Annotated in this window: 19 protein-coding genes, 2 tRNA genes and 1 other RNA gene; 11 read left to right on the forward strand and 11 right to left on the reverse strand. The window is 26.3% G+C overall.

The window, feature by feature from the left end; genetic code table 11:
• The first annotated feature begins 468 nt into the window (after window positions 1–468).
• On the forward strand, window positions 469–912 hold the full coding sequence (gene rplM, locus Bfest607_RS00255; RefSeq protein WP_500838331.1) for a 50S ribosomal protein L13: 444 nt from the start codon (window positions 469–471) through the stop codon (window positions 910–912).
• Between the two features lie 8 nt (window positions 913–920).
• Window positions 921–1,313: a 30S ribosomal protein S9 gene (rpsI, locus tag Bfest607_RS00260; protein WP_500838564.1), complete on the forward strand. Its 393-nt coding sequence runs from the start codon at window positions 921–923 to the stop codon at window positions 1,311–1,313.
• 235 nt (window positions 1,314–1,548) lie between these two features.
• On the opposite strand, the gene dolP is transcribed toward rpsI, so the two are convergent.
• Complete coding sequence (dolP, locus tag Bfest607_RS00265; protein ID WP_500838332.1) at window positions 1,549–2,130, reverse strand: division/outer membrane stress-associated lipid-binding lipoprotein; 582 nt, start codon at window positions 2,128–2,130, stop codon at window positions 1,549–1,551.
• 333 nt (window positions 2,131–2,463) lie between these two features.
• Between dolP and rsmI the strand changes: the two genes are divergently transcribed.
• The 3 genes from rsmI to Bfest607_RS00280 all read left to right on the forward strand — a co-directional run bounded on the left by rsmI (window position 2,464) and on the right by Bfest607_RS00280 (window position 4,747).
• Window positions 2,464–3,309 (forward strand): 16S rRNA (cytidine(1402)-2'-O)-methyltransferase, encoded by an 846-nt coding sequence (rsmI, locus tag Bfest607_RS00270; RefSeq protein ID WP_500838333.1) that lies wholly within the window; start codon window positions 2,464–2,466, stop codon window positions 3,307–3,309.
• 53 nt (window positions 3,310–3,362) lie between these two features.
• An RNA gene (rnpB, locus tag Bfest607_RS00275) (RNase P RNA component class A) lies at window positions 3,363–3,790 on the forward strand.
• Window positions 3,791–4,180: 390 nt separating this feature from the next.
• A complete protein-coding gene (locus tag Bfest607_RS00280) occupies window positions 4,181–4,747 on the forward strand; it encodes a DedA family protein (protein WP_500838334.1) in 567 nt (188 codons plus the stop codon).
• A gap of 86 nt (window positions 4,748–4,833) precedes the next feature.
• Here Bfest607_RS00280 and Bfest607_RS00285 read toward each other — a convergent pair.
• From Bfest607_RS00285 to rpsU, 4 genes are all read right to left on the reverse strand, one after another.
• Window positions 4,834–4,907, reverse strand: a tRNA-Ile gene (locus tag Bfest607_RS00285).
• A 350-nt stretch (window positions 4,908–5,257) separates the two neighbouring features.
• On the reverse strand, window positions 5,258–7,105 hold the full coding sequence (gene rpoD / locus Bfest607_RS00290; RefSeq protein ID WP_500838335.1) for an RNA polymerase sigma factor RpoD: 1,848 nt from the start codon (window positions 7,103–7,105) through the stop codon (window positions 5,258–5,260).
• 156 nt (window positions 7,106–7,261) lie between these two features.
• A complete protein-coding gene (gene dnaG / locus Bfest607_RS00295; RefSeq protein ID WP_500838336.1) occupies window positions 7,262–9,040 on the reverse strand; it encodes a DNA primase in 1,779 nt (592 codons plus the stop codon).
• Window positions 9,041–9,183: 143 nt separating this feature from the next.
• Complete coding sequence (gene rpsU, locus Bfest607_RS00300; protein ID WP_500838337.1) at window positions 9,184–9,399, reverse strand: 30S ribosomal protein S21; 216 nt, start codon at window positions 9,397–9,399, stop codon at window positions 9,184–9,186.
• A 168-nt stretch (window positions 9,400–9,567) separates the two neighbouring features.
• Between rpsU and tsaD the strand changes: the two genes are divergently transcribed.
• Entirely contained in the window at window positions 9,568–10,641 is a 1,074-nt protein-coding gene (gene tsaD, locus Bfest607_RS00305; protein WP_500838338.1) for a tRNA (adenosine(37)-N6)-threonylcarbamoyltransferase complex transferase subunit TsaD, read from the forward strand.
• 69 nt (window positions 10,642–10,710) lie between these two features.
• On the opposite strand, the gene plsY is transcribed toward tsaD, so the two are convergent.
• Entirely contained in the window at window positions 10,711–11,286 is a 576-nt protein-coding gene (plsY, locus tag Bfest607_RS00310; protein ID WP_500838339.1) for a glycerol-3-phosphate 1-O-acyltransferase PlsY, read from the reverse strand.
• A 106-nt stretch (window positions 11,287–11,392) separates the two neighbouring features.
• Between plsY and Bfest607_RS00315 the strand changes: the two genes are divergently transcribed.
• Window positions 11,393–11,788, forward strand: a complete 396-nt coding sequence (locus Bfest607_RS00315; protein ID WP_500838340.1) for a dihydroneopterin aldolase — start codon at window positions 11,393–11,395, stop codon at window positions 11,786–11,788.
• Between the two features lie 1,111 nt (window positions 11,789–12,899).
• On the opposite strand, the gene Bfest607_RS00320 is transcribed toward Bfest607_RS00315, so the two are convergent.
• Window positions 12,900–14,129 carry a multifunctional CCA addition/repair protein gene (locus tag Bfest607_RS00320; protein WP_500838341.1) on the reverse strand — a complete coding sequence of 410 codons (1,230 nt, stop codon included), beginning with the start codon at window positions 14,127–14,129 and terminating at the stop codon, window positions 12,900–12,902.
• Window positions 14,130–14,334: 205 nt separating this feature from the next.
• Between Bfest607_RS00320 and hldE the strand changes: the two genes are divergently transcribed.
• Window positions 14,335–15,801: a bifunctional D-glycero-beta-D-manno-heptose-7-phosphate kinase/D-glycero-beta-D-manno-heptose 1-phosphate adenylyltransferase HldE gene (gene hldE / locus Bfest607_RS00325; RefSeq protein ID WP_500838342.1), complete on the forward strand. Its 1,467-nt coding sequence runs from the start codon at window positions 14,335–14,337 to the stop codon at window positions 15,799–15,801.
• A 163-nt stretch (window positions 15,802–15,964) separates the two neighbouring features.
• On the opposite strand, the gene Bfest607_RS00330 is transcribed toward hldE, so the two are convergent.
• A complete protein-coding gene (locus Bfest607_RS00330; RefSeq protein WP_500838343.1) occupies window positions 15,965–16,231 on the reverse strand; it encodes an accessory factor UbiK family protein in 267 nt (88 codons plus the stop codon).
• Between the two features lie 330 nt (window positions 16,232–16,561).
• Here Bfest607_RS00330 and ribB point away from each other — a divergent pair, with 330 nt between their 5' ends.
• Both ribB and Bfest607_RS00340 read left to right on the forward strand, forming a co-directional pair.
• Complete coding sequence (gene ribB, locus Bfest607_RS00335) at window positions 16,562–17,218, forward strand: 3,4-dihydroxy-2-butanone-4-phosphate synthase (protein ID WP_500838344.1); 657 nt, start codon at window positions 16,562–16,564, stop codon at window positions 17,216–17,218.
• Between the two features lie 256 nt (window positions 17,219–17,474).
• Window positions 17,475–18,209: a 1-acylglycerol-3-phosphate O-acyltransferase gene (locus Bfest607_RS00340; protein ID WP_500838345.1), complete on the forward strand. Its 735-nt coding sequence runs from the start codon at window positions 17,475–17,477 to the stop codon at window positions 18,207–18,209.
• Window positions 18,210–18,305: 96 nt separating this feature from the next.
• On the opposite strand, the gene metC is transcribed toward Bfest607_RS00340, so the two are convergent.
• The 3 genes from metC to cutA form a co-directional block, all read right to left on the reverse strand.
• Window positions 18,306–19,481 (reverse strand): cystathionine beta-lyase, encoded by a 1,176-nt coding sequence (gene metC / locus Bfest607_RS00345; protein WP_500838346.1) that lies wholly within the window; start codon window positions 19,479–19,481, stop codon window positions 18,306–18,308.
• A 231-nt stretch (window positions 19,482–19,712) separates the two neighbouring features.
• A tRNA-Phe gene (locus tag Bfest607_RS00350) sits at window positions 19,713–19,785 on the reverse strand.
• A gap of 227 nt (window positions 19,786–20,012) precedes the next feature.
• Window positions 20,013–20,336: a divalent-cation tolerance protein CutA gene (gene cutA / locus Bfest607_RS00355; RefSeq protein ID WP_500838347.1), complete on the reverse strand. Its 324-nt coding sequence runs from the start codon at window positions 20,334–20,336 to the stop codon at window positions 20,013–20,015.
• A gap of 351 nt (window positions 20,337–20,687) precedes the next feature.
• Between cutA and Bfest607_RS00360 the strand changes: the two genes are divergently transcribed.
• The gene (locus tag Bfest607_RS00360) at window positions 20,688–20,981 is read left to right on the forward strand and encodes a co-chaperone GroES (protein ID WP_013516405.1); all 294 of its coding nucleotides are present in this window, start codon (window positions 20,688–20,690) and stop codon (window positions 20,979–20,981) included.

The following is a 20,981-nucleotide window of genomic DNA, read 5'->3' on the forward strand; positions in this document are numbered from 1 at the left end:
ATTTTGTGTGCCTTTTTAAAAAAATTGGTTTAATAATTTAAAAATATATAATATACTATTTTATATTTAAGATTTCTGTTTATCTTATATAGATAGAATTGTTTATTTTGGCAGATAATATAAAAAATGTATATATATAAAATACATATACATTTTTTATATAATGTTATTTTGATAGTTATATTTGTAATGTGTTGATTAAAAGATTGAAGCATATATATATGAAATAAAAGAACATATTTATTTTTGAATGTTATTTATATAATAAGTACATTACTGTCTTTAAAAGATGATTATCCTAGATAGGTTTAAATTTTATAAAATAATAAAATTTTTGTGTTTTTTAAATAAAATTTTTCAAATGATGTTATTTATGTTAAAATGCTGAGTTTAGACTAAGGGTGTAATTATTTGTATTTTTATTAAACGACTGGTTTTAGGGTATTGTAAATTAAAGAAATTTTATGAATGAATAGATTAAATATAATACAAAGGTCATGGTATCTTGTTGATGCTACTAATGAGGTTCTTGGTAGATTATCTAGTTTGATAACTAAATATTTAATTGGTAAGCATAAAGTTGAGTATGCTCCTAACCTAGATATAGGTGATTATATCATTGTAGTTAATGCAAAAAAAATTTATGTAAGTGGACGAAAATATGAAAATAAAATTTATTATAGACATACAGGTTATGTTGGTGGAATAAAAAGTTTAAAATTTAAAGAGCTTATTTCTAGTAATCCCAATAGAATAATTGAGATAGCAGTAAAAGGAATGTTACCTAAAAATAGGTTGGGTAGAGTTATGTTTCGTAGATTAAAAGTTTATGGAGATACTAGACATAAACATATAGCACAATCTCCTAAATCTTTAAAATTAATTGATGGATTTATAAGTAAGGACGTTTAGTTGTGAATATGGTGTTTAATCAATATTATGGGACTGGAAGAAGAAAAAATGCTTCTGCTAGAGTGTTTTTAAGATTAGGTTCTGGAAAAATTATAGTAAATAATCGTTTGTTAGATAGTTATTTTCCAAAAATTAATGCGCAGGCAATAGTAAAAAAACCATTAGAATTAACTAAGTTGTTAGGTTCTTTAGATGTATATATTACTGTAACAGGAGGTGGTGTTTCAGGTCAAGCTGGAGCTATATGCCATGGAGTTTCTCGTGCATTATTAAGTTATGATACAAATTTAAAAAGTACGTTACGGTCTGTAGGGTTAATGACAAGGGATTCTAGAGTAGTAGAAAGGAAAAAAATTGGTTTACGTAAATCAAGAAGAAGACCACAGTTTTCTAAACGTTAGTAAAACTATTTATAGAGTATTTATTCCCCGTTATTTTTGTAGTTGATATTACTTGTATATCGCATCTAAGTTAGTTTTGCATTGCATATTAATTATAAAATAAACAAAAAATTAAATTATGAATGTAATGACACATATGAGTGTCATGTTATTAATTGGTAGTAGTGTATCAAAATGCAGTTAAAAGATAGAAGAACGTGTAGTAAATTTAGTAATATTTTAATTGAATGAACTATTAAGTAAAAATGAAAATAGGGAATACATTTTTTACACCTTTTATGGTTTTTGCTATTTTTTCAGCATATTGACCTTCTTTATGAGTAACTTGACCTAAAAGAAATACCTCTCTATTTTCTGTAATGACTTTAATTTTTGATATATGTATATTTTTATTGGTAAATAAATTGAATCGTATTTGATTACTAATTAGTGAATCAAATAAAATGTCTTGTAAAGATATTGGGGATTTTTTTCTAATAGCGTTATAAATTTTTTTTGTTCCATTAATATTCGTAATAGTTGTTATAATTTTTTTAGATAATTCTGAAGAAGGAGATTGTCCTGTTAGTAATATGTTGCCTTGATATACTGTATTTATTATTCTAGTGGATTCTTTAATTTGTTTATCTTGATTAAGAGCATGGAAAATTCTTATTTTAAGGATATTATCATCTATTTGAGAGCCTATAGTGCGGTTATCATACCATGTAGTAGTGATGATGGTAGCAGTTCCTATAGTTAATAGGCTAGTACATCCTGATAATAATATTAAGATAAATAAGGTTAATAATGTAAAAAGTGTTGTATAATTTTTCATATTAATATAGTTGTGTATGTATACATGTATAGTATATTATAAAGATAATATTATTTTTTGTAATATAATTCGATATCAGTAGTATATATAATTATTGTTAGAATATTGTTTTATATGGTATAAGAGAATTTGTTATATATAGCGAATATTGATAAATTAAGATATATTTTATTTAAGTAAGTAAATTTTTCAAAAATTTACTTCAATTAATTAGATATGAACTAATATGATAGTGTAATTTATTCATATAATAATGGATTTATTGTTTAAATATAATGTGTTTTTGATTATATTTGGTATGATTTATTTTAATAGACAGTGTGATATATTCAAGTGAATATAAATAATGCATTATATATTGTGCCTACTCCTATTGGTAATTTACAAGATATTACATATAGAGCATTATCTACATTACGTCATGTAGATTGTATTATTGCGGAAAGTACTTGTCGGGTTAGAGTGCTGTTGAATTTTTTTTCTATTAAATCATCCATATATATTATGAATAGATATAATGAAGAAAGTAGAATTCCTTTGTTAATTTCAAAACTGCAAGAAGGATATAATTTAGCTTTAATTTCTGATGCAGGAAGCCCTTTAATTAGTGATCCAGGATATAGATTAGTACAAACTTGTCATGAAAAAAAAATAAAAGTAATTTCATTACCTGGACCATGTGCTGCTATTGCAGCGCTTTGTGGATCTGGATTACCTGTAAGTCGTTTTTGTTTTGAAGGATTTCTTCCATCTAAGCAAAATTTACGAGTAAGTCGTTTGAAAGAATTATCAGAGGAATCAAGAACCTTAATTTTTTATGATGTAAAATATAGAATTATAGATAGTTTAAAAGATATAGTATCTGTTTTCGGAGAAACGCGTTATGTTGTATTAGTGAGAGAACTAAGTAAAATTTGGGAATGTATTTATGGGGCTCCAGCAGGTCAATTATTATTTTGGATACAACAAGATAAATCTCGTATAAAAGGAGAAATAGTACTAGTTATATCAGGATATAGTTGTAAAAATTATAATAAATTATCTCTACAAGTATGGAATGTGATGAAGTTGTTAGCATCAGAATTGTCTGTAAAGAAAGCTGCGACTTTAGTTGGAAATATATATGGTATTAAGAAAAATATTTTATATCAAAGGTATTTATATGAAAAAATTAAATAAAAAATAAATAATATACGATTATTTATGTAATACCTATAAGTATTTTAGATATAAAAGTTGATTAGGCAATCGCTGCTTTTAATTTTTTAACTATAAAAGAAATAGAATAAAAGGAGAGGAAAGTCCGGGCTCCGTAGGACGAAGCGCCAGGTAATTCCTGGGGGATGTGAATCCACGACAAGTGCAACAGAAAGGACACCGCCATTTTAATTATAAAATAAAATATATTATCATTTTTATAGTAAAAGTAATATATGAATATCAGGATGAAAATGGTAAGGGTGAAAAGGTGCGGTAAGAGCGCACCATACAATTGGTAACAATTTGTAGTAATGTAAACTCCGCTTGGAGCAAGGCTAAATAAAAGTTCTATAGCATGGTCCGTGCTGAATTTGGGTGAGCCGCTTTAATTTATATGCGAATATAAATATAGATAAATGATTGCCCTAGACAGAACCCGGCTTAAAGATCAACTTTTATATCATGAATAAATAATAATGCTTACAGACGTAAGCATATGTGGAAAACAATAGATGATTATATAAGATTATATCATATTAGTGATTTTTAAAAAATTTTTAATAGAATCTTATGTTAAATCACAATTTAATTTTATTCTTTTTAGAATCTGACAATAAGATACTTGATAAGTAAATTTACTGATATTATTGAAGTTTATGGGTTTTTATCTTTAAAAAATTATCATATTTAGTTAATATTAAATTTTGATTATTAGTAAAAATTTAATACTTGCTATGAATAAATCAAATTAGTATAAGTTTTTAAAGAATATATATTTTGGATTATTAATGGTGTGTATAAAATCATGTTAAAGCTAATATATATATTTATTGTATGTTAAGTAAAAATTATGAATATATTAAAGGAATTATTAGGTGTATTGACTCAAAATGGTTTAACATTATCTTCTAATATTAAATTGATTTTAATTTTTTATATAGTGGTGTTTGTTGTATTATTTTTAGAAAATGCTATTATTCCAGCTTTTTTTTTACCTGGAGATAGTTTATTAATTGTTTTAGGAATATTAGTTGAAAAAGGTATATTAAATTTTTTTATAACTTTAAGTATTTTGACTGCCGCTTCTAGTTTAGGTAGTTGGGTAAGTTATTTGCAAGGAAAATTTTTATTAAAAAATAAAAGAGTATTGAATTATTGGGTATCATATTTACCTGGACAATCATATCAGAAAGCAAGCAATATGTTTAATAAGCATGGATTGCTGGCTTTGTTTGTGGGTCGTTTTGTTGCTTTTATCAGAACAGTTTTGCCAATTATTGCTGGAGTATCTGGATTAAATTCATTGAAATTTCAATTGTTTAATTGGATTAGTTCATTTGTGTGGGTATTAATATTAATTATTCTAGGGTGTTGTGTAGGGCATATAGAATATTGTTTAGATTTTATATTAGAATAATAATTTTTATAATATAAGATAGGTATGGTTTAGAAAGTTTCATATATAAATATATAAATATAAACAAAAACCACTATACTATCATGTGGCCCCTGCTGGATTTGAACCAGCGACCAAGCGATTATGAGTCGCCTGCTCTGACCATCTGAGCTAAGGGGCCAATTTTTTATCTACAAAAATGAATTCTACAGATAAAATTATACTATATATAATCTATAATACATACAAGCAATAAAATAAAAAAATAACATTTATTTTATATTAAGTATACTAAATTAAATATGTGTAGTATTTTATAAATATAATAAAATTTCTAAAGCATATATGTTACGAATATATGATGATTAAATATTTGTTGATCATAAAAAACAATAGAATTAATTGATGTATAAAAATTTTTGTGTTGAATATCAAATATATTTTGATGAAATTTGTTTGTAGTTTTTATTGATATTATTATGTATTTTATATTTTTATTTCTACAATTAATTATAGAAAAGTTAATTATTATTAATCATCATCTAAAAAACTCCTTAATATTTCAGATCGACTAGGATGTCTTAATTTTCTCAAAGCTTTTGCTTCTATTTGACGAATACGTTCTCGTGTTACATCAAATTGTTTACCTACTTCTTCTAAAGTATGATCGGTATTCATATCAATACCAAATCTCATACGTAATACTTTTGCTTCTCTTGGAGTTAATCCAGAGAGAACATCGTTTGTAGCAGCTTTTAAATTATCTGATGTTGCTGAATCTAAGGGTAAATCAAGACTAGTATCTTCAATCAAATCTCCAAGATGTGAATCTTCATCATCACCTATAGGAGTTTCCATGGATACAGGTTCTTTGGCAATCTTTAACACCTTTCTAATTTTATCTTCAGATATTAACATACGTTTTGAAAGCTCTTCTGGTGTAGGCTCGCACCCTGTTTCTTGTAAAATCTGTCTTGAAATACGATTAAGTTTATTTATAGTCTCAATCATGTGTACTGGAATTCTAATGGTACGAGCTTGATCTGCTATAGATCTAGTAATAGCTTGACGGATCCACCAAGTTGCATAAGTAGAAAATTTGTAACCACGACGGTATTCGAATTTATCTACTGCTTTCATTAATCCAATATTACCTTCTTGTATTAAATCTAAAAATTGTAATCCTCTATTTGTATATTTTTTAGCAATAGATATAACTAATCTTAAATTAGCTTCAACCATTTCTTTTTTTGCTCGTCGGGCTTTCGCTTCACCAATAGACATACGTCGATTGATATTTTTTACTTGTTCTATTGTTAATCCTGTTTCTTTTTCTATTTGATATAATTTCCACATGCTGTGTTGTATTTCTTCATTAACTGTATATAATTTTTTAGACCATGATTCATTTATAGATAAAGCTTTAATTAACCAATTTTTATTGGTTTCGTTACCTGAAAATAAATCAATAAACTTTTTTTTTGGCATTTTGCTAATATCTACACATAATCTCATAATTAATCGTTCTTGAAAACGAATTCGATCCATCATAGTGCGCATGTTATTAACTAAATAATCAAATTGTTTTGGAACTAATCTAAATTGTTTGAATACTTCAGAAAGTTTTAAGATTTCAGATAATGATTTAGTATGGTTTCGACCATTATTTTTAATTGTTTCTCGAGTTATTTCATATTGTTTTTGTAAAGCTATAAATTTTTTTCGTGCTAATTCTGGATCAATATTATTATCATCATCCTCATTGTCTGTATTATCTTCATCATCTGTTACAACATTAGTTGGAATATGATTAATAGGTTGTGTTGTTTGTATTGCATCAATGTTTTGATTTACATCAAGATCAACAAAACCAGTAATTAAATCTGATAGACGGGTTTCACCTATTTCTACACGTTTATATTGTTCTATCAAATAAGTGATTGCTTCTGGATATTCAGCCACTGAACATTGTACTTGATTAATCCCATCTTCAATTCTTTTAGCAATATCTATTTCTCCTTCTCTAGTTAATAATTCTACAGCTCCCATTTCTTTCATGTACATGCGCACTGGATCTGTAGTTCTGCTTAAATCTGGATCTACATTAGATAAAGCTTGCATTGCAGCTTCTGTTGCGTCTTCTTCATCATTATTAACAACTGTATCACAATTTTTTGTCAATAAAAATTCATCGGAATCAGGAGCTTCTTCCATTACTTGAATACCCATATCATTCATCATTTGAATAATATTGTTTAATTGGTCAGAATCAATAATATCTTCTGGTAAATGATCATTCACTTCAGAAAAAGTTAAGTAACCTTGTTCCTTTCCACGAGTAACAAGTAATTTTAGTTGTGATTGTGGGTTATGTTCCATAAAACGACTCCCACGAGTGTAAAAAGTAATATTTCAAATTAACAACAATTATTTTCATATATAATTTTAATTAAAATGTTAACAAATGAAAAGCAAAACAAAGTATCTTTTGATAATTATTATTAGTAGTATATTATTAATATACGATATCATTACTTATTTCAATATATGCGTTGAAGATAACTTTTGGTTGAGTGTCCAAAGTTCTTGACGTTCTTTTTTTGTTAAACTATATACTCGATCTTTCGTAATAAGTATATTTTGTCTTTTTTCGAGAACTAAATTATATAATTTGATTAAAGAATTGATAAAAGTGATGACAATCATATCTTTTTTAATTGTATGTTTCCAGTGTGCCAATTTTTTAAGAGTAAGAAAAAAATGATTATTTTTAGCATGTTTATTATAATAAAAATTTAGTAATTGTGCAGTAGTTAAAGTTGGATAGGATTGACATAATTTCACCAAGTTTATAAATATTTTTATTTTATTATATGTAATTTTTTCTAGGCCTTGTATAGTTGGAACTAATTTAGCAAGTTTTGGGTTTTGTATCAATAATCCGATTAAAATATGTTCTATATTATATAGTATATTATTTTTATACTGCCTATTATTAATAGGCTTACTTTTTTGTGTAAGTAGTTGATTTAGCTTGTTTTCATCTAATATCCCAATTATTTTGCTTAGTTTTTGTTTTAAACATAATTTCAATATTTGACCTGGAATTTTATTGATCATAGGTAATATTAAACTACTTAATTTAACCCGACCTTCTAATGTGTGTAAGTTTGTTTTTTTAGATAAAGTTTCAAATAAGAAATAGGACAAGCTGCGTGCTTGTGTGATATATTTTAAAAAATTATCTTTTCCTATTTTACGTATTAATGTATCAGGATCTTCTTGATCAGGTAGAAATATAAAATATATTTCTCGATTATCAGTAAGATATGGTAATATAATTTTAAGTATACGCCAAGCAGCTTGTTTTCCAGCGTAATCACCATCGTAGCAACAAATAATTTTATCAGTAACATTATATATTAATCGAATATGGTTAACTGAAACAGATGTGCCTAGTGCTGAAACTGCATAATTTATTCCAAATTGTGTTAACATTATTACATCCATGTATCCTTCCACTAATATTATATAAGGAATATTTTTTTGTTTTTTGCAAGTTTCATAAAATCCATATAAATACTGATTTTTTTTAAAAATATCAGTATCTGGAGAGTTTAGGTATTTAGGTTGTTTATGATTTTGATGAATAACGCGTCCACCAAATCCGATTATTTTTCCTGATTGATTTTTCATAGGAAAAATAATACGTTCACGAAATCGATCATATTTGTTTTTTTGTTTATCTGTTATTAACATTCCTGATTGAGTTATTGATTTATGATCATATATTTTAAGATTTAAATTACAGTTGATGTTATTCCAACCTGTGGGGGCAAAACCGATATTAAAGTTTAAAATAGAATTATCGGTTAATCCTCTATTTTTTAAATATTTATAAGCATAAGAATATTTTTTATTTGTTAAATTATTTTGGTAATAATTACATAAATCATACATAAATTTGTTCAAATTGCTCTTATAATGGATTTGACCATAATTATTGTGATGTAAAAAATGTTTTATAGGAATTCCATGAATAGTAGATAATTTTTGTATAGATTCAATGAACGTGTATTGATTATGATGCATTAAAAAATTTATAACATTACCGTGTGCTCCGCAGCTAAAACAATAGTAGAATTGTTTTTTAAAACTTACAGTGAAGGATGGATATTTTTCTGAATGAAATGGACAACATGCAACAAAATTTGAACCTTTTTTTTGTAAAGGTATTTGTTTTTGAATTACATTAACGATGTTAGTACGCGATATTAATGTGTCGATTAGAGTTTTTGGAATACGAATAATCATGTTTGTATCATATTCATATTGGTTATTTTGTTATATAGTAATAGTGATAAAAATAAATTAATTATATAGATAATTATATTCTAATAATAATATAAAAGAGTTTATTTTATTTTAAGTGATGAAATAATTATTGAAATAGTGTATTAAAACGATCTAATTCGTTTAGAGTTTTCTCTGATTATTTTTTTTATGTGTCTTTTTATAGCTGATGCTTTTGCTCTTTTTCGTTCTGTGGTAGGTTTTTCGTAAAATTCTCTACGACGTACTTCTGATAATATACCTGCCTTTTCACATGATCTTTTAAAACGACGTAATGCTACATCAAACGGTTCATTTTCACGTATTCTAATTACTGGCATATATTCCTCTTATTAATTTTTATTGTTATACAATTGATGTTGTTTTATAATTTGTAGTGTTAATATAAATTTTTATTATAGTGTAGAATATTTAATTTTTCAAAATATTTAATTAATTATTATTGTTATTTGAATGTAACAATATACATAAATAAAGAAATGTGATATATGCGTGTTTTAGGAATTGAAACTTCATGCGATGAAACTGGAATAGCAGTATATGATCAAAACGAAGGATTGTTAATAAATAAGATATATAGTCAAAGTTTATTACATTCAAATTATGGAGGGGTTGTTCCAGAGTTAGCAGCAAGAGATCATATATTGAGAATCATCCCTTTGCTTTTGTCTGTATTAAAAGAGACTGGATTGAGTTCATCCGATATACATGGAATTGCCTATACTGCTGGTCCAGGTTTAGTGGGAACGTTGCTAGTAGGTTCTGCTGTTGCTCGTTCTTTAGCATATTCATGGAGAATACCTGTTATTGATATTCATCATATGGAAGCTCATTTGTTAGCACCTATATTAAGTTTAAAAAATATAGTTTTTGATGCTAATTTTTATTGTAATTATGTTAATACTATTAAATTTCCTTTTATTGCTTTATTAGTATCTGGCGGGCATACTCAACTTGTGATGGTGAATGCAATAGGAGAATATAAAATTTTAGGAGAATCAGTGGATGATGCAGTTGGAGAAGTATTTGACAAAATTGCGGTGCTATTAGGATTGAAGTATCCTGGTGGAGCGGCATTATCAGAAATGGCACGAAATGGCTTGAAAGATCGTTATATTTTTACAAAACCAATGATTAATAAACCAGGTTTAAATTTTAGTTTTTCTGGATTAAAAACTGCTGTATCACGAGTAATTATGTCATTAGGAACTAACGATAATCAATCTAAAGCTGATATTGCATGTGGATTTGAACGTGCTGTAGCTGAAACTTTAACTATTAAATGTTACCGTGCTTTAAAACAAACAAAAATAAAAAATTTAGTAATTTCTGGAGGGGTTAGTGCTAATTGTGTGTTGCGATCACATTTAGAGAAAATGGTAAATTCTATTCAAGGCAATTTATTATATCCAAAATTAGAGTTTTGTACAGATAATGGAGCTATGGTAGCTTGTGCTGGGTTGATCAGGTTAAAATCAGGATTAGTAGCTAATCCTGATTTATCTATTTCGGTAAAACCTCGTTGGTCATTAGAGTCATTACCTAAAGTAATGATTAAGTGAAATATATTTAATTTTTAACTTAATTGTTACATATATTGATGCAAATATTAAAATAGTAATTGTATAAATCTAAAGATGTTTTTCTTGATTTCTCCACAATCGTTTAATATTATTAATATGTCGGATTAATATTAAGCAAGATAATAATATAATTAATGGAAAGTGTGGGTATTGAATATACCATGCGTAAAATGACATTATTAATGAAGTAGTTATTGATCCTACAGATGCATATTTGAAAAGTAATACAGTAATAATCCATGAACTAAGCATAATAATAAAAAAGTTAACATTTATTGCAGATAGACTTCCAAATGCAGTAGCCACTCCTTTCCCTCCTTTGAATTGAAAGAATATAGGATACATATGTCCTATGCATGCAAAAATAGTTATTATATGTAAATAAATAGAAGGAATTTCAAAATTTAATCCTATCCAGATTGGAATAGACCCTTTTAATACATCAAAGAGTGTTACATAAATTGCTAATTTATACCCAAATATTCTGAATATATTAGTAGCTCCAGGATTCTTAGAACCGTTATTTCTGGGGTCTGGTAAATGAAAAATTTTGCATATTAAAATAGCTCCAGGTATTGATCCTAATAAATAAGTAAGTATTATTAATATAGTAATCGTAATCATGATAATTTGAAGTAATAAGTTAAATAATAATTATTATATATATTTGGTTTGATGTAAACTAAATATTAATATTGTTTTATTATTGGATAAATATGAATTTAAATTTATGAAATTTTTATATATAGATCAATTAGTAGTAATGGCTAGAATTGGTGTATATGATTGGGAAAAGCAATGCTTACAAAAATTAGTTTTTGATTTACAATTAACTTATGATAATAAATTTTTTGAATTTGCTTCAAGTACACTTATTTATTTAGATTATACTAAAATAAATAAAATAATATTAGATGTAGTAAATTCCAGGCATTTTTTAATAATTGAAAGTGTTGCAGAAATAATAATAGAAAATTTAATGAGTAGATTCCCTATAATTTCTTGGATTCAAATAAAAGTCAATAAACCAAATGCAATACGTAATGCGTATAATGTTGGGTTTTGTATTTCGAGAAGAAAAATGAATAGTTCTAAGAAATTGAAATTATATACAGGATTAAAATAAATAATGTTATTTATAGCAAAAATGATAATTAATTGTTTTTTGTTAATATTAATTATACATAGTTAATATTTTTAGAATTTGTCTGTATTGTATATTACGTATATTTATTTGTTATATAAATTATGGGAGATTAAGATAATGTTAGATCGTTTAAATTAGTTATTGCTCTGATTTTAGGTTGTAGTAGAAGGTATAACTAAATTTCTTTCTATTTCTTCAATAGAACATATAATTTTAATTGAGAAGTTGTTATTAAATTGTGATATAAATGGTTTTCAATGAAAACTATTATAATAACTATGTAATTAAAGGTCACTTTAGTTATTTTAGCGGTTTTTAAAGGATTTTTATGTTGTGTTATTATATAGTGTACTTAGTTATTTTAGTTCAAGATATAATAGTGTTTTTTTGTTTAGGAATGTTACATATATTGATTGGAACTGTTCCAATATAATTATTAGGTTTTTATGATATTTAAAAATTGAATTATTGTATGTACTACAATTATTATTGTGTATGGTTTAATGGAAAATGGTATTTTATGTATTGAAGAATGGAGTTGGCATAAGTTATCGTTTTTATCAAAACATAGTGTATGTAACACTAAATATAAACAAGATAACTTATTATCAAGTTTTTAATAAGATGATTTTAAATGTTTAGTTTTTCTTAAAATTTTCTAGATTTTGGAGGGAGCAAGCTATTGGAATAGGTTATTAGTAAATTTGGATAGAGGAGTAGTGTTTCAATTTTCATTTTTATTTAGCTAGTTGTTCCAGTCAGATACACTTGAATCTGTTGTATTTGTTATATTATAAAGTTGATACTATATGATGTTATTAGTATGTATATGATTGTTGTGGATGTTTAATAATATTTGCTATTTCAATATTTTTTATTAGATGTTTATTAGAAGTAATTCAGAGTATTTCTTTAACTTTATTTGCGATGAACAGACTTCTATATGATTTTTAAAAATATATTTAGCATGAAAATGTGTAATATTTTTGTGTAGACAAAAAATAATGTCGTATAATATTTTTATTCAAAATGATTGTTAAGTTTTAAATAAAAATACAAATACTATGTAAATAAAAAATAAATAAAATATCTATAGCTCTTTTTTATTCCATGTCTTTAAAAGATGTAATCTTCTGTTATACAATTCTTGTCCTATATGAATTTTATAGAATCCATCGTTTATAATTTCATGAACTTTTATTTGATTAGTTAACGTAAAAGCTGTTCGTAAAAATTTTTCTTGATGATATAAATACTGAATATAAGATTTATTATCTAATAAATGAGATTTATTAATATAAATAATTTGTTCAATGTTTTTTGGGCAACGCCAGCAATTAAATTCCTTAAATATTGTCATAATCATTTTTTCAGATAATGTAGTAACATCATATAGGTAATTATAGTAAATAGAAACTGTCGTCGATAATTTAGAAATATTATTTGGAATTTTTAATCTTTTGCATAAAGTATATACTGATGAGTGTGTTGATTGTATTAGTGTATTGTTGTGATGAGATTGTTTGAATAAATTATACTGTTCACCTAAATTACAACATAGTATTGCAAAACGTACGGCAATATTTTTAGTTAAACGAGAGATATTTAATAGTTTACTCATAGTATGATCACCTATGTTATTAAAATTTAAATGCCATTTTTTTGAACTGGATATTGTAAATAATGTATATAATTCGGGGAATAATATTTTTAATGCACCACATTTTTGTAAAACCTGAAAATATACTTGAGGATCGTTTGTGAGAAGAGCTTTTTTAGTTTCCATCCATATGCGTTCTGAAGATAATAATTGTAATTCATTAGAAGTAGACATTTGAGTTATAAGTTGTAATGTTTCTGAAGCAATGGTAAATCCCATATGTTTAAGTTTTGCAGCAAATCTTGCAACCCTTAAAATTCTTAATGGATCTTCATGAAATGAATTAGAAACATGTCTGAGTAATTTTAGTTTAATATCTCTTTGTCCATGATATGGATCCAACAAATTTCCGTCCATATCGTATGCCATAGCATTAATAGTTAAATCTCTACGGTACAAATCTTCTTCAATGGTAACAGAAGGATCAGTATAACAAGTAAATCCTGTATATCCTAATCCAGATTTACGTTCAGTACGAGCTAGAGCATATTCCTCATGGTTTTCAGGATGCAAAAATACTGGGAAATCTTTACCAACTTGTTCGTAGCCTATTTCTAACATTTTTTGAGGATTTGAACCTGTTATAACCCAATCTTTTTCTACAATGGGTAAATTTAATAATGAATCTCGTACTGCACCTCCTACTAAATATTTTTTCATATTTTCTATTGAATCTGAATCAAAATTTTTTATGTAAAATACATATGCTAATTATTAATTTTTATGCTTATGCGGATTGATTTTTAAATAAAAATAATACTACAAATTTTATTTATTATGTATAGTATAAGTATATTAATTAATATGTAATAATAGTGTTTTTAAAAATTAAGTTGCAATTTATTAATAATATTTAGGCATTTTAATGAAAGATTATAATTGTTGTTCTGTAAATTTTTTAAAATCTAATGTATTAATAGTTGGAGATATAATGTTAGATCGGTATTGGATAGGATCTACTAATATGGTTGATTCAGAGTCATCATCATCTTCTTCTGTGCCAATAGTTAAGGTTAATAAAGTAATTAATAGACCGGGTGGAGCTTCTAATGTTGCAATGAATATTGCTTCGTTAGGTGGAAAAGTAAGATTAATAGGATTAACAGGGATAGATAAATCTGCTCATATATTAAAAAAACAGCTTACAAAATTTAAGGTACAATGGAGTGTTATTTCATTAAATACATATTCTACTATCCTAAAATTACGAGTGTCATCTAAGAATCAACAATATATTCGGTTAGATTTTGAAAAAGATATTAAAAATATTGATACTACTCAGTTGATGAATCAAGTTAAATTACATTTAAAGCAACATAAAATTTTAGTGTTATCTGATTACGCAAAAGGTACTTTAGATAAAATAGAAGAAATAATAAAATTAGCACGTTTAGAAAGCATTCCGGTAGTGATAGATCCTAAGGGGATACAATTTTCTCGTTATAAAGGAGCAACTATATTAACTCCTAATATGTCAGAATTTGAATCAGTTGCAGGATTTTGTCGTAATGATAGAATTTTAATTAATCGTGCTCGAGAGATTATGAATGATTATGATTTTTCGGCATTATTAGTGACTCGAGCTGAACGAGGTATGGTTTTACTACGAAAAAAAATAATAGATCCGTTATACTTGGAAGCTCAATCAAAAGTGGTATATGATGTTACTGGAGCTGGGGATACAGTTGTTGGAGTATTATCTGCAGCTTTATCATCTGGTATCAGTTTAGAAAAATCGTGTTTTTTAGCTAATTTAGCTGCTGGAGTAGTAATAGGTAAGCATGGTACTTCTACTATTGATATAAATGAAATGAAAAATATTGTTCAACAGTATGAATATAAAAAAATTCCGTTTGGTATTATATTAAAGGAAAATACTTTAAAAAGAATTGTATCTGTAGTACGTAGTAGAGGAGAAAAGATAGTCATGACGAATGGTGTATTTGATATACTACATTATGGACATGTTAGTTATTTAACTAAAGCAAAGAAGCTTGGAGATAGGTTAATTGTAGCAGTAAATAGTGATGAATCTACCAGAAGGTTAAAAGGGAAAGAAAGACCTATAAATACTCTAAAAAAACGCATGTTTGTTTTATCTGCTTTATCTATGGTGGATTGGGTAGTTCCTTTTTATGAGGATACTCCTGTTAGATTAATTTCAGAAATATCTCCTGATTTTTTAGTGAAAGGAGGTGATTACAGTGTTTGTGAAATTGATGGAAACAAAGAAGTCCTTAGTAAAGGAGGAAAAGTATGTGTATTAAAATTTCATTCCGGTTATTCTAGTAGCAGAATAATTAATTTTATTCAAAATAATACAACAAATTAAATTAACGTGAATAAACTGAGTTAAGTTAATAAAAATTATTTTTGTTATTGAAGATCTTTTTTAAAGATATTTTTATGATATGTAAAATAAGGTAAAGACAAAAGTTTTTTTGTATGTATTGTAGTAATTTATATGTTATATTTGTTTTATTATGTCTATAGTACTATTCATTTTTGTTAAATTTATGTTTACATATTTCTTCTAATATTTTTATTCTTTTCTCTAGTTTTTTTATTTTTTCTTGTATTTCAAAAAGAAATTGAGTTTGTGCATCAAATTCTTCTCTATTAGGAATGTTCATAAAATTAAGTTGATTTTGTAATATTTTTCGTATTTTAGAATCTAAATCGCATGTAAAGTGATAAATGGATCTAGGAATAGATTCATGTAAATATCGGGCAAATTTTTCAATAGTTTCAGGATCAAACATAGAAAATATTCTCAAATGTTATTCCACATGTTGTTAATATAAAAATATTGTAATAAAATTTATTTTACAGGTAATAGGTTAATAATTGATAGAAAACAGAATTATACAATTTTAGAATGATATTGTAAATTTATCTTTTAGTTAGATTTGTATTTTTATAAATAAAATTATGACATTTTTATTAGTCGTTAAAGAGTAGAAAAGTTGGTTTTAATAATGTATTAAAAATTTAGGTGTTGTATTATTTGTAAATTAATTAAAAATTTTTAATATATATTTCTTAATATTATAAAAGTTGCAGTAAAGTATTTATCGAGAATTTAAATAATTATGTATCAGCAAGAAGATCTTTTACTTGAATTTGGAACTCCGATAGAACGTGTTAAAAATGCATTAGATGCGTTGCATGAGGGTCGTGGAGTTTTAGTAATGGATGATGAAAACCGAGAAAATGAAGGAGATATGATATTTGCTGCAGAAAGTATGACTGTTAATCAGATGGCTTTAGCTATCCGATATGGTAGTGGCATAGTTTGTTTATGTTTAACAGAAGATAGATGTGAGCAGTTAAATTTACCTATGATGGTAGAGAATAATAGCAATAATTATAAAACTGCTTTTACCGTTACTGTAGAGGCTTCAAAAGGCGTAACTACTGGTGTTTCAGCAAAGGATCGATTAACTACTGTCAAGGCTTCGATTGAAGATTGCGCAAAACCTTCTGATTTAAATCGACCTGGACATGTGTTTCCTTTAAAAGCGAGTAATGGAGGGGTATTAACGCGATTAGGGCACACAGAAGCTGCGGTTGATTTAGTTACATTAGCTGGCTTTAAAAAACCATTTGGAGTGTTATGTGAAGTTACTAATGAGGATGGCAGTATGGCTCGTACCGTAGAAATAGTTAAATTTTCAAAACAGCATAGCATGCCTGTGTTAACTATTTTGGATTTAGTAACTTATATTAGTTTTAGAAATAAATCGTAAAGTTGCATATATTATTAAATAATAAGATAATAAATTATAATGTAGTAATATATACAGTCTATTATATATGGATTGATAAAATAAATTAATTGACATCTTTTGTTTGATGAAGGTATGCTTTTATAAAATGATGTTTGTATTGTTATATTTGTTGTATGTATATTAAAAATTTGTTTTTATGAAATAAAAGTATTATATATAATTTTATGTGTTTAGTATATTTTGACTGGAAGTAGCGATAGATGTTTGTTTATATATGATTGCTATAATTCGCGTAATTTTAATTTTGATGATATCAATTAATATCTGTGTATTTGGTATAGTTTATTGTTTATGTGTTCCTAAAAAATTGTGTTGTGTTAATGTGTTTAGTCAATTGTTTGGATATATGGCCTTTATTATTGGAGTGAAGATTGAAGTACGAAAATTTAAAGATTTGTCTAGATTTAAAAATTATGTATATATTTCTAATCATCAAAATAATTATGATATGATGACAGTATCTAATGCAGTACAACCGAATACTATAACAATAGGAAAAAAAAGTTTATTATGGGTTCCGTTATTTGGTCAATTGTATTGGTTAAGCGGAAACATATTGGTTAATCGATCGAATTGCAGTACGCAGGAAACTCGTAAAATTTTATTAAAGATTATTAATGTTATTAAAGTCTATGGTATGTCAGTATGGATTTTTCCAGAGGGAACAAGGAACCGTGGAAAAGGATTATTACCTTTTAAAACAGGAGCTTTTTATACAGCAATTTTTGCTAAAGTTCCAATTGTTCCGATTTGTGTGTCCAATATATCTAATAATAAAATTAAATTGAATCGTTGGTCAAATGGATTGGTAATAATTGAAATTATGCCTCCTGTAGAAACGTATCAATATAGGCTCAATCAAGTTCGTAATGTGGCTGCACATTGTCATAAAATTATGCAATTGAAAATTGATGAATTGAATAAGGAAGTAATGTTTAGAGAAAATTAAGTATCTTTAAAATGCATAATCAATCGAGTATATTAATTCATAGATGATTGTGTTTTGTTGTAGTTAATGATGTAGGATAATATATTACATTAAAGATTAGATACGATCCAATCCATTTGATAGATCTTGAAGTAAATCTTTATAATGTTCTAATCCTATATGTATTCGCACTAATGTTCCTGTAAAGTCTAATAGTCCAGCAGGACGGATAGTGTTCAATTCTTCTACTTGATTTGTTATAATTAATGACTCAAATCCTCCCCAAGAATATGCCATTTTGAAATATTTAAAATTATTAAGAAAATTTGATAGCTTCATATCAGTAAGGCGTTGTTTTAAAATAAAGGAGAATAGCCCACTAGATCCACTAAAATCTCTGATAAAATATTCATGACCTTTACAGGTAGATAAAGCTGGATGATTAACTTGATGTATTTTTGGATGTGTAGATAGCCAGTGGGCTATATACAATCCGTTTTCTTCGTGTTGTTTTAATCTAGTATGTAATGTACGTAATCCACGGGTTGCCATATATGCAGTATCAGCGTCAATAATTTGTCCCATTAAATAAGAGTGTTCTTTTAGTTGATCCCAACATCTGGCATTAGATACTGCGGTACCGAGCATACCGTCAGAATGCCCTAGAATATATTTTGTACCAGATTGAATAGAGATATCTATCCCTATTTTTAGAGCTTTTAAAAAGACTCCTGCTGACCAAGTATTATCTAGTAATATAATTATATCTTTTTTTTTTGCACGAGCTGCTTTAACTATTTCGGGGATATTTTGTACTTCCATAGTAATAGAACTAGGAGATTCTAGAATAATTAATTTAGTATTATTTTGAATAAGACTGGTAATATTAATGCCAATTAATGGATTGAACCAGGTAATTTTAATCTTCATTTTTTTAGAAATTACTCGACAAAAATATTGAGTAGGTTCATAAGCTGAACCTGTAATTAAAATATGATCTCCTGTAGTTATAAACGCAAGAATGGTATGAGTGATAGCAGCTGTACCACATGGATATAATATGCAGCCTGATCCGCCTTCTAACTCCATCATAGATTCTTGTAGAGAAAAATGAGAAAGAGTACCATATCTTCCATAAAATAATTTTCTATTCATTCGGTTTTTAAAAGCATGTTTTTTTTGTTCAACGGAATGAAAAATGACTGAAGATGCTCTTTGAATAATAGGATTTACTGCTCCTTGTGTAAAGTCTTCATTTCTACCAGATATGATAAGTTTAGTTGCATCTCTCATGATATCAATATATTTATAATTTTTGTTATATTGTACATAAATTTTTATAAGTATAACATTACATTATTGATGCACAATATATTTGTTTAGATTTTATATTTTAAAGCAAAAGTTTAGTATATATTGTTATATATGTATAGATAGAATATCTAGAAACCCACAGTTTATTTAATGTTATTAAATTTAGCAGCAGTGTAATTTTCTAGAAATTTTTTATTATAGTGTATAATATGCCCGGACTTGGAATCGAACCAAGGACACGAGGATCTTCAGTCCTCTGCTCTACCAACTGAGCTATCCGGGCAGAAAATTATAGTAATCTTGATTAGGATCATACTATATAATGTATGTAGTATACAATAAATACTTAAAAATTAACGAAGATTTGTTTAAAAAATTCAATTGCATATGAATCAGAAAATAAATGTAATTTTAAATGAGAACAGCAATAGTTTTTGTGTTAATTATTATATTAGTGATGTAGAGATAGATTGTTGTGTAAGGAGCAAGATAAGATAAAAAGGATATTTTTTATTTTAAAGTATCGATCATCCAATTTAAGTAATTTAATTCAGAATGAATTATAGGTATTGATAATAATTCCGGTATGGAATAAGGATGAAGCTCTTTGATTTTATTAAAAACTTTTTTCTGTAAATCAAATTTTGTTTTTATTAACAGTTGTATTTCATGAGAATTTTCTAATTTATTGTTCCAGTAATAGTAAGAATGTACGTTATTTAGTAGACTGATGCATGCTGCTAATTTTAAATTCAATAATATTTGTATTAATTCTAAAGCGAATTTTTTATCATTAGGTATAGTGCATAGAATAATAATTGTTTTGATTGTCATTGTAAAACTCATAATTCTTGTTATAATGAATAAATATTTAATTTTTCTATTATACAGAATTATAATAGATATATTAAATACAATAAAAAAATTGTTTTAAATATATTAACAGCATATTCCGTATTTATAAAAAATTAGGTGAATTACACTTTTATTAGTTGTTTTACTGCTGAAAAAATAGAAAAATTAAGTTTTATATAAAAGTTTTTTTTGTAACCCCTTGAAGGAATGATGAATGCCCCCATTTTACATATTGTCTTAAGAAGATAATGGTATAAAATTTTATTTTTAATTATGATGAAATAAGATATTGTAAGTAGATGTAATAATATAATAATTAGGGAGCGTTAAATGAAAATTCGTCCATTGCATGATCGTGTAATTGTAAAACGTAAAGAAGTTGAATCAAAGTCTGCTGGAGGTATCGTATTGACCGGGTCTGCAGCTGGAAAGTCTACACGAGGTGAGGTGTTGGCTGTTGGTCATGGCCGTGTTTTGGAAAATGGGGAAGTGAAAGCTTTAGATGTACGCGTTGGTGATACAATTATTTTCAATGACGGGTATGGTGTAAAAGTAGAGAAAATTGATAATGAAGAGGTATTAATTATGTCAGAAAACGATATCCTTGCTATCGTTGAAAAATAA

This window comes from Candidatus Blochmannia festinatus (nom. nud.) (genome assembly GCF_059936355.1).

Excerpts from the sequence above, each read along its gene's own strand:
- rplM (WP_500838331.1), top strand. The coding sequence starts at position 469 with ATGAATAGATTAAATATAATACAAAGGTCATGGTATCTTGTTGATGCT.
- rpsI (WP_500838564.1), top strand. The coding sequence starts at position 921 with ATGGTGTTTAATCAATATTATGGGACTGGAAGAAGAAAAAATGCTTCT.
- dolP (WP_500838332.1), bottom strand. The coding sequence starts at position 2,130 with ATGAAAAATTATACAACACTTTTTACATTATTAACCTTATTTATCTTA.
- Bfest607_RS00280 (WP_500838334.1), top strand. The coding sequence starts at position 4,181 with ATGAATATATTAAAGGAATTATTAGGTGTATTGACTCAAAATGGTTTA.
- rpoD (WP_500838335.1), bottom strand. The coding sequence starts at position 7,105 with ATGGAACATAACCCACAATCACAACTAAAATTACTTGTTACTCGTGGA.
- dnaG (WP_500838336.1), bottom strand. The coding sequence starts at position 9,040 with ATGATTATTCGTATTCCAAAAACTCTAATCGACACATTAATATCGCGT.
- rpsU (WP_500838337.1), bottom strand. The coding sequence starts at position 9,399 with ATGCCAGTAATTAGAATACGTGAAAATGAACCGTTTGATGTAGCATTA.
- tsaD (WP_500838338.1), top strand. The coding sequence starts at position 9,568 with ATGCGTGTTTTAGGAATTGAAACTTCATGCGATGAAACTGGAATAGCA.
- plsY (WP_500838339.1), bottom strand. The coding sequence starts at position 11,286 with ATGATTACGATTACTATATTAATAATACTTACTTATTTATTAGGATCA.
- Bfest607_RS00315 (WP_500838340.1), top strand. The coding sequence starts at position 11,393 with ATGAAATTTTTATATATAGATCAATTAGTAGTAATGGCTAGAATTGGT.
- Bfest607_RS00320 (WP_500838341.1), bottom strand. The coding sequence starts at position 14,129 with ATGAAAAAATATTTAGTAGGAGGTGCAGTACGAGATTCATTATTAAAT.
- hldE (WP_500838342.1), top strand. The coding sequence starts at position 14,335 with ATGAAAGATTATAATTGTTGTTCTGTAAATTTTTTAAAATCTAATGTA.
- Bfest607_RS00330 (WP_500838343.1), bottom strand. The coding sequence starts at position 16,231 with ATGTTTGATCCTGAAACTATTGAAAAATTTGCCCGATATTTACATGAA.
- ribB (WP_500838344.1), top strand. The coding sequence starts at position 16,562 with ATGTATCAGCAAGAAGATCTTTTACTTGAATTTGGAACTCCGATAGAA.
- Bfest607_RS00340 (WP_500838345.1), top strand. The coding sequence starts at position 17,475 with ATGATTGCTATAATTCGCGTAATTTTAATTTTGATGATATCAATTAAT.
- metC (WP_500838346.1), bottom strand. The coding sequence starts at position 19,481 with ATGAGAGATGCAACTAAACTTATCATATCTGGTAGAAATGAAGACTTT.
- cutA (WP_500838347.1), bottom strand. The coding sequence starts at position 20,336 with ATGACAATCAAAACAATTATTATTCTATGCACTATACCTAATGATAAA.
- Bfest607_RS00360 (WP_013516405.1), top strand. The coding sequence starts at position 20,688 with ATGAAAATTCGTCCATTGCATGATCGTGTAATTGTAAAACGTAAAGAA.